The organism is Streptomyces sp. NPDC086766 (assembly GCF_044746005.1).
Classification (GTDB): Bacteria; Actinomycetota; Actinomycetes; order Streptomycetales; family Streptomycetaceae; genus Streptomyces.
The window spans coordinates 455,007-466,942 of record NZ_JBIVBI010000001.1 but is presented as its reverse complement, the minus strand read 5'-3'; the positions used below and the strand labels follow the sequence as shown (position 1 = coordinate 466,942).

Genomic DNA, 11,936 nt, shown 5'->3' with positions numbered 1-11,936 from the left:
TCGCTGGTGCTCGGTCGCCGGTCTCCCCCGTTCGGGTGACACCGACACCGCCGCGGACGGCGGCCGATTACCGGATCAGGTAGATCGTGGCGAAGAGGCCGATCCAGACGACATCGACGAAGTGCCAGTAGTAGGACACGACGATCGCGGCAGTCGCCTGCTCATGGGTGAACCTCCGGGCCGCGTAGGTACGGCCGAGGACAAGCAGGAAGGCGATGAGACCGCCTGTCACGTGCATGCCGTGGAAGCCGGTGGTCAGGTAGAACACCGAGCCGTACGGGTCGGAGGACAGCGAGAGGCCGTCCTTCTTGACCAGTTCCGTGTACTCGAAGATCTGACCGCCGATGAAGATCGCACCCATGATGAAGGTGACGATGAACCAGCCCCGGAGCTTCTTCACGTCACCGCGCTCGGCCGCGAACACGCCGAGCTGGCAGGTCAGCGAGGAGAGCACCAGGATCGTGGTGTTGGTCGCCGAGAACGGAAGGTTGAGATGGGAGGCCATCTCCTTCCAGTGCGTCGGACCCGTCACCGATCGCAGGGTGAAGTACATCGCGAAGAGGGCCGCGAAGAACATCAGCTCGGAACTCAGCCAGATGATGGTTCCGACACTGGTGAGGTTCGGCCGATTGACCGACGGGTGCGCGTGCCCGGTTTCTACTGTCGTTGCTGTCGCCACGCCGACATTATGTCGCTCGCTTATCCCGCCCTCACTCCGGGGGGTGCCGTTCGGAGTGTCCATGGGGTGTGTCCAGCCCGTATGGCCCATCGAAGGGGCGTTACAGCCGCTGTCTACCAGGAGTTGAAGGGAGTAGCATCCGCGCCATCGGTACCCGGAAGTTCCCGAGCAGTGCTGTGTCTTCTCGAGAGGCGTGGAGGAACCATGCAGGCGACCGCGACGGTGCTGGTCTACAGCGACGACGCAGGCACCCGTGAGCAGGTGCGGCTGGCGACCGGACGCCGGCCGGCCCCGGACGCCCCCGTCGTGGAGTTCGTCGAGTGCGCGACCCCGGACGCGGTGCTGCGGGAGCTGGACCGGGGCGGGATCGACGTGTGCGTCCTGGACGGCGAGGCCGTGCCCATGGGCGGCATGGGCATGTGCCGGCAGATCAAGGACGAGGTCTTCCGGTGCCCGCCCGTGCTCCTGCTGATCGGCCGGCCCCAGGACGCCTGGCTGGCCACCTGGAGCCGGGCGGACGCGGCGGTGACGCTGCCGGTGGAGCCGGTGGAGTTCGCCTCGTCGCTGGCCTCCCTGCTGCGGGACCGCACGGCGCTGAGCGCCTAGCGGCGAGCTCCCGGAACGGTTCCGTCCCCCGGACTCCCGGCCGCGGACTCCCGGCCGCGGGGGACGGGGCGCACGGCCGGCTCCGCGCCCTCTGTTCGGCCTCACAGGCCCTGCGGGCTCAGTCGCGCCTGCTCGGTCCGGGGCCGGTCGGCCTTGCCCCCGGTGGTGAGCGCGCTGCCCTGGAGCCACTTGGCCCAGGACACGTTCCAGTCGCCGAAGCCGTTGCCGAAGGGCTCCATCATGTGGCCCTTGGAGTTGACCACCTGGACGACGTCGCCCTCGTGGACGGTGTCGAAGAACCACGCGGCGTTGCTGTCGCTCATGCCGGTGCAGCCGTGGCTGACGTTGGCCAGGCCCTGCGCGCCGACCGACCAGGGGGCGGCGTGCACGTACTCGCCGCTCCAGGTCACCCGGGTCGCGTAGTAGACGTCCAGGTCGTACGCGTCCGAGGAGTTCGCGGCGATGCCGACGGTCGAGCTCTTCATCCGAACGACGTACTGCTTGGCCAGGACGACCTTGACGCCGTTGCGGGTGTCGAAGCCGGGCTTTCCGGTGGTGATGGGAAGCTGCTTGATCATCTTGTCGTTCTGGTACACCGACATGGTGTGGGCCGCGGCGTCCGTCACCGCGACGATGCGGTCACCGATGGTGATCCGCAGCGGCTTGGCGGCGCCGCCCCACAACCGGTCGCTGAGCTTGATGTTCTCCAGGTTGCTGTGCACCCGGATCTGCGCGTGGGCCGGCCAGTAGTCCTTGGGCCGGTAGTGCAGGTGCTTGTCGTCCACCCAGTACCAGGCACCCTGCACGCTGGGCACGGAGTCGACCCGGAGGGCGCTCTCCACGACGGCGCGCTGGGCCCTGTCCCGGATCGGCTGGTCGAGCTCCGCCGTGATGGGCTGACCGACGCCGTAGGTGCCCCCCTGCGGCCCGAACGTCACGTTGACGCGCTTCTGGGTCCTGGGCTTGCTGGTGTCCACGCTGAGGACCTTGCGGCCGGGCGAGCCGTCGTCGTCCTCGGTGCTCACCCTCAGCGTGTAGTGGGCGCCGGCGGCCAGCGGTGAGGTGCTGTGCCAGCGGGTGCCGTCGGCGGAGAGTTCGCCGGACACGTGGCGGCCGGCGGTGTCGAAGGCCGTGACGTCCGTGATACGCCCGTCCGAGCCGTCGACCGTGACCTCCAGGGGCTTGTCCGGGTCGGCCTTCTTGCCGGTCTCGGTGGGGCCGTTGAAGGTGATCTGGTCCGCCGCGTCGTACGGGTCCGCGGCCAGCGGGTTGCCGTCCGCGCCGCAGGCGCTGGCGCCCGCACCGAGGGCGGCCACCAGCAGCGCGCTGCCGACGACGCCACGGGTGCGCAGGCGGGCCGATGGGGAGGAGGCGGATGCGCCGGGGCCCGAAGGGCCGAGCACGGTCGCCTCCTCGGCACCGGCTCCCGCGCCGCGAATAAACCCTTGGGTGCTCATGGCCTCACGCTAGGGAGCCGGAACGGCATCGGCGCGGTGGGCCACCCGTCCGAGGGAGCGTCGCTCCGCCGAAAGCAGGAGCCCGGACCCTCCTGACGGAGTGTCCGGGCTCCCCGGGTGTCGGTGCTGTGCTACTGGGTGCGGTTCTCACCGCGGTAGTACTCGAAGACCCAGCCCCACAGGCCGACCAGGATCACCGGCAGCGAGACGTAGAGCAGCCACCAGCCCACCGCGACGGCGAGGAAGGCGAGCGCGCCGCCGATGCCGAGCGCGAGCGGCTGCCAGCTGTGCGGGCTGAAGAAGCCCAGCTCGCCGGCGTCGTCCGCGACGTCGGCCTCCTTGTTGTCCTGCGCGCCCACGTCGACCCGCCGGGCGGTGAAGCCCAGGTAGAAGCCGATCATGATGCACAGGCCGAAGGCCAGGAAGAGGGCCGTGGTACCGGCCGGCTCCTTCGACCACACGCCGTAGACGACCGCCACGACGAGGACGAAGACGCTCAGCCACATGAACATCTTGCCCTGGATCTTCACTTGCCGGCCTCCTTGCCGCCGACGAGGGCCTCGTTGCCGTGACCGGCGTTCTCGAGGTGGTCGAGCGCTGCGATCTCGGGGTGGTGCAGGTCGAACGCCGGGGATTCACTGCGGATCCGCGGCAGGGTGAGGAAGTTGTGCCGCGGCGGCGGGCAGGAGGTCGCCCACTCCAGCGAGCGGCCGTAGCCCCAGGGGTCGTCGACCTCGATCTTCTTGCCGTACTTGGCCGTCTTCCAGACGTTGTAGAAGAACGGCAGGAGCGACATGCCGAGCAGGAAGGAGAAGATCGTCGAGATGGTGTTCAGCGCGGTGAAGCCGTCGGCCGCCAGGTAGTCGGCGTACCGGCGCGGCATGCCCTCGGCGCCCAGCCAGTGCTGGATGAGGAAGGTGCCGTGGAAGCCGATGAACAGCATCCAGAAGGTCATCTTGCCCAGGCGCTCGTCGAGCATCTTGCCGGTGAACTTCGGCCACCAGAAGTGGAAGCCGGAGAACATCGCGAAGACGACGGTGCCGAAGACGACGTAGTGGAAGTGCGCCACCACGAAGTACGAGTCCGAGATGTGGAAGTCCATCGGCGGCGAGGCCAGGATGACACCGGTCAGACCACCGAAGGTGAAGGTGATCAGGAAGCCGGTCGCCCACAGCATCGGGGTCTCGAAGGAGAGCGAGCCCTTCCACATGGTGCCGATCCAGTTGAAGAACTTCACACCGGTCGGGACCGCGATCAGGAAGGTCATGAAGGAGAAGAACGGCAGCAGCACGCCACCGGTGACGTACATGTGGTGCGCCCACACCGTCACCGACAGGCCCGCGATGGCGATCGTCGCGCCGATCAGGCCCATGTAGCCGAACATCGGCTTGCGGGAGAAGACCGGGATGACCTCACTGATGATGCCGAAGAACGGCAGCGCGATGATGTACACCTCTGGATGGCCGAAGAACCAGAAGAGGTGCTGCCACAGCAGCGCTCCGCCGTTGGCCGCGTCGAAGACGTGGGCGCCGAACTTGCGGTCCGCCTCCAGCGCGAACAGCGCCGCCGCCAGCACCGGGAAGGCCAGCAGGACCAGCACCGCGGTCAGCAGCACGTTCCAGGTGAAGATCGGCATGCGGAACATCGTCATGCCCGGGGCGCGCATGCAGATGATCGTGGTGATGAAGTTGACCGAGCCGAGGATGGTGCCGAAGCCGGAGAAGGCCAGACCCATGATCCACAGGTCGCCGCCGAGACCGGGCGAGTGCACCGCGTCGGACAGCGGGGCGTACGCGAACCAGCCGAAGTCGGCCGCGCCCTGCGGGGTGAGGAAGCCGCCGACCGCGACCAGCGAGCCGAACAGGTACAGCCAGTAGGCGAACATGTTCAGTCGCGGGAAGGCGACGTCGGGGGCGCCGATCTGGAGCGGCATGATCCAGTTCGTGAAGCCCGCGAACAGGGGCGTCGCGAACATCAGCAGCATGATCGTGCCGTGCATCGTGAACGCCTGGTTGAACTGCTCGTTCGACATGATCTGCAGGCCCGGGCGGGCCAGCTCGGCGCGCATGAGAAGCGCCATGACGCCACCGATGCAGAAGAACGCGAACGACGTGGCCAGATACAGCGTTCCGATCGTCTTGTGGTCGGTGGTCGTCATCCACTTCACCACGACGTTACCGGGTTGCTTGCGCCGGACCGGCAGCTCGTTCTCGGCCGCCGCGGCACCCTGAGGTTCGTTGAGGATGCTCACAGGTTGTTCGTCTCCCGGTTCTTCTCGTGGCCCGTCTGCGCGATGCCGGCGGGAACGTAACCGGTCTGCCCCTTCTTCACGAGGTCCTTGAGGTGCTGCTCGTAGCGCTCCGGGGAGACGACCTTCACGTTGAACAGCATCCGGGAGTGGTCCTGGCCGCAGAGCTCGGCACACTTGCCCCGGAAGGTGCCCTCCATCGTGGGGGTCACCTGGAAGGAGTTGGTGTGGCCGGGGATGACGTCCTGCTTCATCAGGAACGGCAGCACCCAGAACGAGTGGATGACGTCCCGCGAGGTGAGGACGAAGCGGACCGTCTTGCCCTTCGGCAGCCACAGGGTCGGGCCCGGGTTGCCGGTCTGCGGGTTCCGCTCGCCCGGCACGCCGACCTCGTAGACGCCGCCGGCGTTGGCCGGGAAGTCGTTCTTGAACCGGTCCGGGATGGCGGCCAGGTTCGGGTCGGTCTTGGCGTTGCCGGAGGAACCGGGAACGGGCTCGATGTAGTTGAAGCCCCAGCTCCACTGGTAGCCGACGACGTTGACCGTCACGTCCGGCTTCTTGGAGAGGTCGAGAAGCTTCGACTCGTCACGGGCCGTGAAGTAGAAGAGCACCGAGACGATGATGAGCGGAACGACCGTGTACAGCGCCTCGATGGGCATGTTGTACCGGGTCTGCGGAGGAACCTCGACCTTGGTGCGGCTGCGCCGGTGGAACATGGCGCTCCACAGGATCAGGCCCCACACCAGCACGCCGACGGCGAGCGCGGCAGCCCAGGAGCCCTGCCACAGGGAGAGGATCCGCGGAGCCTCTTCCGTGGTCGGGGTGGGCATACCAAGGCGGGGGAAGTCCTTGTATGTGCAACCGGTTGCGGTCGCCAGGACCAGGCCCGCGGTCAGTGCCTGCAGCAGCTTCCGCCGCATCGGGCGCCGCGGCGAGCGGTCGGAGCCGTTGGGACTCACGTAGCGCCTTCCCGAGAGTCTCGCCCGCGCTGTTCGGCTGCGGCCTTCTCGCTGGTCGGTCGCCGCCCTGCGTCGGGCAGGGGTTTGATGTTTATGCGGACCAAACCCTACTGGACGCCATCCGGCGGGTCGCGGGGAGGGTGCCATACGCGCCGCGGGTCACCCCGAAGGGGTGGGACGACCGGGCGCCCGACCGTGAATTGACGGACTTCGGGGGCCCTTTGACCTCGGTGGATCGGCGCCCCGGGCACGGTCCCGCGCGCCGCTCGCGCACGTACCGGACGTAGCGTTGGCGTGTGGCCTACTTCGACGCGGCTTCCGCCGCTCCGCTCCATCCCGTCGCCCGTCAGGCGCTCGAGGCCTCCCTCGACGAGGGGTGGGCCGATCCGGCGCGGCTGTACCGGGAGGGCAGGCGGGCGCGACTGCTGCTGGACGCGGCGCGGGAGGCGACCGCCGAGGCGGTGGGCTGCCGGCCCGACGAGCTGACCTTCACCCCCTCCGGCACCGGCGCGGTGCACACAGGTGTCGCGGGCGCGCTGGCCGGGCGGCGCCGCGCCGGACGCCACCTGATCGTGTCAGCGGTCGAACACTCCTCGGTCCTCCATTCGGCCGAGGCGCACGAGGCGGACGGCGGGACGGTCACCCGGGTCCCGGTGAGCCGCGCGGGCGCGGTGGCCGTGGGCGCGTACCAGGCGGCGCTGCGCCCGGACACCGCGCTGGCCTGTCTGCAGTCGGCCAACCACGAGGTGGGCACCGAGCAGCCGGTGGCCGAGGTGGCGGAGGTCTGCCGGGCCGCGGGGGTGCCCCTGCTGGTGGACGCGGCGCAGTCGCTGGGCTGGGGCCGGGTGGCGGGCGACTGGTCGCTGCTGGCGGCGAGCGCGCACAAGTGGGGCGGACCGTCGGGGGTCGGGCTGCTGGTCGTCCGCAAGGGGGTGCGGTTCGCGCCCCGGGGGCCGGCGGACGAGCGGGAGTCGGGCCGGGCCGCCGGGTTCGAGAACATCCCCGCGATCGTGGCCGCGGCGGCGTCGCTGCGGGCGGTGCGGGCGGAGGCGGCGGCGGAGGCCGTGCGGCTGCGGAAGCTGACGGAGCGGATCCGGGCGCGGGTGCCGCGTCTGGTGCCGGACGTGGAGGTGGTGGGCGACCCGGTGCGCCGGCTGCCGGGCGTCGTCACCTTCTCCTGTCTCTATGTCGACGGGGAGACACTGCTGCACGAGCTGGACCGTGCGGGCTTCTCGGTCTCCTCCGGCTCCTCCTGTACGAGCAGCACGCTGACGCCGAGCCATGTGCTGCGGGCCATGGGGGTGCTGAGCGAGGGCAACGTACGGGTGTCGCTGCCGCCGAGGACCCCGGAGGAGGACGTGGAGCGGTTCCTGGCGGTGCTGCCCGGCGCGGTGGCGGGGGTCCGGGAGCAGCTGGGGGCGCCGGTGGCGGCGCCGGCGGCCGGGCCGGGCGGCGACGCGCTGGTCGTCGACGCCCTCGGCCGGCGCTGCCCGATCCCGGTGATCGAGCTCGCGAAGGTCTTCGGGGACGTGCCGGTGGGCGGCACGGTCCGCGTCCTCGCGGACGACGAGGCGGCCCGCCTCGACATCCCGGCGTGGTGCGAGATGCGGGGGCAGGAGTACGTGGGTGAGGAGCCGGCGGACCGGGGCTCGGCCTATGTGGTCCGCCGGGTCTCCTAGGGGGATGCGTTCGGATCGGGCGTTCGGATCAGGTCGGACCCCGGCTGATCCGAACGAAGCCCCGGGACCTCGCGGTACGGCGTCAGGCGAGGTGGGCGCGGACCTCGCGGGCCGCGTCGTCGCCGTACGCCTTGGTGAAGCGCTCCATGAAGTGGGCGCGGCGCAGCTGGTACTCCTGGGTGCCGACGGTCTCGATGACCAGCGTGGCGAGCATGCAGCCGACCTGGGCGGCGCGCTCCAGGGAGACGCCCCAGGCCAGACCGGACAGGAAGCCGGCGCGGAAGGCGTCGCCGACGCCGGTGGGGTCGGCCTTGCGCTCCTCGTCCGGGCAGCCGACCTCGATCGGGTCCCGGCCGTCGCCCTCGATGCGCACGCCCCGGGCGCCGAGGGTGGTCACCCGGTGGCCTACGCGGGAGAGGATCTCGGCGTCGGTCCAGCCGGTCTTCGACTCGATGAGCCCCTTCTCGTACTCGTTGGAGAAGAGGTAGGTCGCCCCGTCCAGCAGTATCCGGATCTCCTCCCCGTCCATGCGGGCGATCTGCTGGGAGAAGTCGGCGGCGAACGGGATCGACCGCGAGCGGCACTCCTCGGTGTGCCGGAGCATCGCCTCGGGGTCGTCGGCGCCGATCAGCACCAGGTCCAGGCCGGCGACGCGGTCGGCGACGGTCTTGAGCTCGATGAGGCGGGCCTCGCTCATCGCGCCGGTGTAGAACGAGCCGATCTGGTTGTGGTCGGCGTCCGTGGTGCACACGAAACGGGCGGTGTGCAGCGTCTCGGAGATGCGGACCGAGTCGGTGTCGACGCCGTGCCGCTCCAGCCAGGCGCGGTACTCGCCGAAGTCGGGACCCGCCGCGCCGACCAGGACGGGCCGCGTGCCGAGCTGCCCCATGCCGAAGGCGATGTTGGCGCCGACCCCGCCGCGCCGCACGTCCAGCTGGTCGACCAGGAAGGAGAGCGAGACCGTGTGCAGCTGGTCCGCGACGAACTGGTCGGCGAAACGGCCGGGGAAGGTCATGAGGTGGTCGGTGGCGATGGAGCCGGTGACTGCGATGCGCACGGCGTGGACTCTCCTGGTTGGGAGAAGGCGGGTTGACACTTCACGCTACCCGGTCACCGGGGGGCGTTGAAGTAGGCAAAAATACCCGATAGTAGATCTTTCTTCGTGCGCCTCGACGTGCTTACGGTTCCGGCATGACGAACCTCAAGGTGCACACTCACCCCGGACCGGCCGACCTGGACGGCGATCTGGCGTCGCTGCGCGGGGACTGCGCACGGATGGTCCCCCACTGGGCGGCCCCCGGGCCGGACGTCGCGCGGCCGGTGCCGCCGTCCCGTATCCACGGGGTGGACGTTCCGGCCTCCTCGGCCCGGCTGCTGGACGCGATGTCGGACTACGGCGACTGATCACCCGGGTTGAGCCCCGGGGCTGAGCTCTGGGGCTGAGCTCTGGGGCTGGGCTCTGGGGCTGAGCTCTGGGGCTGAGCTCTGGGGCCTGCGGGCCCGATCCCCGGGACCGGTCCCGCAGGCGCCACTCCGGTGGAACGATCCCGCCGCGCCCGCCGGCGCGGGGCCACGTGCCCGGGCTCCCCGCCCGGGCGGCGCGCTCCGGGAACCGTGCGCTCCCCCGCTGCGTCCCATCGCCGTCCCCCTTCTGGGGGATGCGGGATACGACCCGCCGACCGGTCAGTTTTGACAGGGTCGGGTCAGGGTTACAGGGACAGTTGCGCAGCCGAAGGAGCGATGCGGTGAACACCGAGCGACCCGACCACGACGACGCGGCCGCGGGTACCGCCGACGGGGCCTCGCGGGAGACGGCGGCTCCGAAGCCCGAGAGCCGGGCCGGGGACGCCGATGTGACCGGCGCCGAGGCCCCGGCGCCCCGCGCACCCGAGGCCGGCGCGTCCGAGGCATCCGAGGCGTCCGGGGCACCCGAGGCCGGAGCGTCCGAGGCTCAGGCCCCCAGGTCCCCGAGCGCGGAGAAGGCCCGAGAGGCCGAGCAGCCCGAGAAGGCCGAAGAGGCCGAAGAGGCCGAAGAGGCCGAAGAGGCCGAAGAGGCCGAAGAGGCCGAAGAGGCCGAAGAGGCCGACGACGGGCTCGACGTGGGCGGCTCCGGGACCCCCGGGGACGCGGGGCCCGGGGACGAGAGGGCGGGCCGGGGCGGCCAGGGGCGCTCGCCGTTGGCGGCCGCCGCGGTCGCGGCCGCGGTGCTGCTGGTGGGCGGCGGTGGTGCGTATCTGGCCACGAGCTTGTCCGGTGGCTCGGGCGGTCCCGCGGGCCCGGCGGCCTCCGGCGGCCACGGCACTCCCCCGCCGCTGATGCTCGACGGCTACTCCCCCGCGGGCGCGAGCGGCGGTGGCGGCGCGGACGGCGACGGCGGGACGAACGGCATCGCGCCCGGCGAGCCCAACCCCTACGGCGCGGTCTACCGCCCGGCGGGCACACTGCCCGACGGCCCGGGCTCGGCGCCGGTGTACCGGCCGCGGGGCGAGGTCACCCGGGACGAGGTGGCCCGGCTGGCCCGGGCGCTCGGCGTCGACGGAACCCCGGTGGCCGACGCCCGGGCCTGGACCACGGGCAGCGGCAAGGACGGTTCGGGCCCGATGCTGCGGGTGAACCGGCAGGCGCCGGGGACCTGGACGTTCAGCCGGTACGCGCCGGGCACCGACAACTGCAAGGGCGTGCTGTGCACGCACGACCCCGCGGCCCCCGCCGTCCACCCGGTGAGCGCGGCGGACGCCGAGAAGGCCGCGGCGCCGGTGCTCAAGGCCCTGGGGCAGGACGACGCGAAGGTGGACGCGAGCCAGATCATGGGCGCCCAGCGCGTCGTCAACGCCGATCCGGCGGTCGGCGGGCTGCCCACCTACGGCTGGACGACCGGCCTGACCGTCGGCCCGCGGGGTGAGGTGGTCGGCGGCAGCGGGCAGGTGAAGGCGCCAGTGAAGGGGGACACGTACCCCGTGCTGAGCGCGCGGAAGACGCTGGAGCTGATGAACGCGGCCCCCCGGACGGACCACCGGATGGGCATCGGGGGCTGCGCGAGTCCGGAGCCGCTGAAGGACCGTCTGGAGGCGCCGTGCGGGACGTCCACCACGGCCCAGGACGTCCTCACCGTCGACAAGGCCGTGTTCGGCCTGGCCTCGCACTACTCCGGCGGGCGGCAGACCCTGGTGCCGTCCTGGCTGTTCCGGGTGCGCGGGCCGGCCGGGCAGGACGCCTTCACGGTGACGTATCCGGCGGTCGACCCCGAGTACCTGGCCCCGTCGTCGGCCGCGCCGTCCGGGCAGCCCACCCCGCCGCCGAGCGGCTCCGGCGGCGCCCCGAAGACGCACGACGTCAAGGTGACGGGCTACGGCACCGAGGGCGACGACCTGACCGTCACCTTCGAGGGCGGGGTCTGCTCCGACTACAAGGCGTCGGCGCGGGAGAGTTCCGGCAAGGTGACCGTGACGGTGACCGAGACCCGGCGGCCGGGCAAGGTCTGCATCATGATCGCCAAGATCCAGCACCGGACCGTGCACCTGGACCGGCCGCTCGACGGCCGTGAGGTGGTCGGCTCGGACGGCCGGGAGATCCCGAGGGAGAAGCCGGGGGCGCGGCTGCCGCGGTCCTCGTCGCAGGCGCGCTAGCGCCGGACGCCGGCCCCGGCGTCGGGAACGCCGAAGGCGGCGGCCCCCCGAGGAGGGGGCCGCCGCCTTCATGCGGTTCGCGTGGCCGGCCGGCTCAGCTGAAGGAGTCGCCGCAGGCGCAGGAGCCCGTCGCGTTCGGGTTGTCGATCGTGAAGCCCTGCTTCTCGATCGTGTCCACGAAGTCGATGGTGGCACCGCCCAGGTACGGGGCGCTCATCCGGTCGGTGACGACCTTGACGCCGTCGAAGTCCTTGACCACGTCGCCGTCGAGGGAGCGCTCGTCGAAGAAGAGCTGGTAGCGCAGGCCGGAGCAGCCGCCGGGCTGGACGGCGACGCGCAGGGCGAGGTCGTCCCGGCCTTCCTGGTCGAGCAGGGCCTTGACCTTCGACGCGGCGGCGTCGGTCAGGATGATGCCGTCGGTGACGGTGGTGGTCTCGTCCGATACGGACATCTACATCTCTCCCGGGTTGTACGGAGACTGCTTGCCGACGAGTGCAACCGGCAGGGCCGCGGATTCATTCCGGGCCGAGCGCGTGGTCTCTCTCTTCTGCATGCTCGTCCTCTTCATGCTCGCACATGCGCCCTGGAGCCGACAGCGACCACCGGGATTCCCGTCACATCGACGCTATGGCCATCGTCAAAGTGACGTGAAGCGGTTATGATAAATAGCGTCAGTTCGACG

Annotated in this window: 11 protein-coding genes; 4 read left to right on the top strand and 7 right to left on the bottom strand. The window is 70.8% G+C overall.

Features of this window, described 5'->3' with window-relative positions:
* Window positions 1-67: 67 nt before the first annotated feature.
* Window positions 68-679, bottom strand: a complete 612-nt coding sequence (locus tag ACIPM1_RS02085; protein WP_356192853.1) for a heme-copper oxidase subunit III — start codon at window positions 677-679, stop codon at window positions 68-70.
* A 204-nt stretch (window positions 680-883) separates the two neighbouring features.
* On the opposite strand from ACIPM1_RS02085, the gene ACIPM1_RS02080 reads away from it, so the two are divergent.
* A complete protein-coding gene (locus ACIPM1_RS02080; RefSeq protein ID WP_356192850.1) occupies window positions 884-1,285 on the top strand; it encodes a hypothetical protein in 402 nt (133 codons plus the stop codon).
* 101 nt (window positions 1,286-1,386) lie between these two features.
* On the opposite strand, the gene ACIPM1_RS02075 is transcribed toward ACIPM1_RS02080, so the two are convergent.
* From ACIPM1_RS02075 to coxB, 4 genes are all read right to left on the bottom strand, one after another.
* Window positions 1,387-2,742 (bottom strand): Ig-like domain-containing protein, encoded by a 1,356-nt coding sequence (locus tag ACIPM1_RS02075; RefSeq protein WP_402427646.1) that lies wholly within the window; start codon window positions 2,740-2,742, stop codon window positions 1,387-1,389.
* 131 nt (window positions 2,743-2,873) lie between these two features.
* Entirely contained in the window at window positions 2,874-3,272 is a 399-nt protein-coding gene (locus ACIPM1_RS02070) for a cytochrome c oxidase subunit 4 (protein ID WP_356192845.1), read from the bottom strand.
* Window positions 3,269-4,993, bottom strand: a complete 1,725-nt coding sequence (ctaD, locus tag ACIPM1_RS02065; RefSeq protein ID WP_402427643.1) for a cytochrome c oxidase subunit I — start codon at window positions 4,991-4,993, stop codon at window positions 3,269-3,271. The genes ACIPM1_RS02070 and ctaD overlap by 4 nt, the downstream gene beginning before the upstream one ends.
* Entirely contained in the window at window positions 4,990-5,949 is a 960-nt protein-coding gene (gene coxB / locus ACIPM1_RS02060; protein ID WP_356192840.1) for a cytochrome c oxidase subunit II, read from the bottom strand. The genes ctaD and coxB overlap by 4 nt, the downstream gene beginning before the upstream one ends.
* A 296-nt stretch (window positions 5,950-6,245) precedes the next feature.
* On the opposite strand from coxB, the gene ACIPM1_RS02055 reads away from it, so the two are divergent.
* On the top strand, window positions 6,246-7,628 hold the full coding sequence (locus ACIPM1_RS02055; RefSeq protein WP_402427640.1) for a cysteine desulfurase/sulfurtransferase TusA family protein: 1,383 nt from the start codon (window positions 6,246-6,248) through the stop codon (window positions 7,626-7,628).
* A gap of 82 nt (window positions 7,629-7,710) precedes the next feature.
* Here the strand turns inward: ACIPM1_RS02055 and ACIPM1_RS02050 are convergent, their stop codons facing one another.
* Window positions 7,711-8,685, bottom strand: coding sequence for a carbohydrate kinase family protein (locus ACIPM1_RS02050; protein WP_356193294.1), 975 nt, complete (start codon window positions 8,683-8,685; stop codon window positions 7,711-7,713).
* 134 nt (window positions 8,686-8,819) lie between these two features.
* On the opposite strand from ACIPM1_RS02050, the gene ACIPM1_RS02045 reads away from it, so the two are divergent.
* Window positions 8,820-9,032, top strand: a complete 213-nt coding sequence (locus tag ACIPM1_RS02045) for a hypothetical protein (RefSeq protein WP_402427636.1) — start codon at window positions 8,820-8,822, stop codon at window positions 9,030-9,032.
* Window positions 9,033-9,373: 341 nt separating this feature from the next.
* A complete protein-coding gene (locus tag ACIPM1_RS02040) occupies window positions 9,374-11,254 on the top strand; it encodes a hypothetical protein (protein WP_402427633.1) in 1,881 nt (626 codons plus the stop codon).
* Between the two features lie 94 nt (window positions 11,255-11,348).
* Here ACIPM1_RS02040 and erpA read toward each other — a convergent pair whose 3' ends face one another.
* The gene (erpA, locus tag ACIPM1_RS02035; RefSeq protein ID WP_356193288.1) at window positions 11,349-11,705 is read right to left on the bottom strand and encodes an iron-sulfur cluster insertion protein ErpA; all 357 of its coding nucleotides are present in this window, start codon (window positions 11,703-11,705) and stop codon (window positions 11,349-11,351) included.
* Window positions 11,706-11,936: the final 231 nt, after the last annotated feature.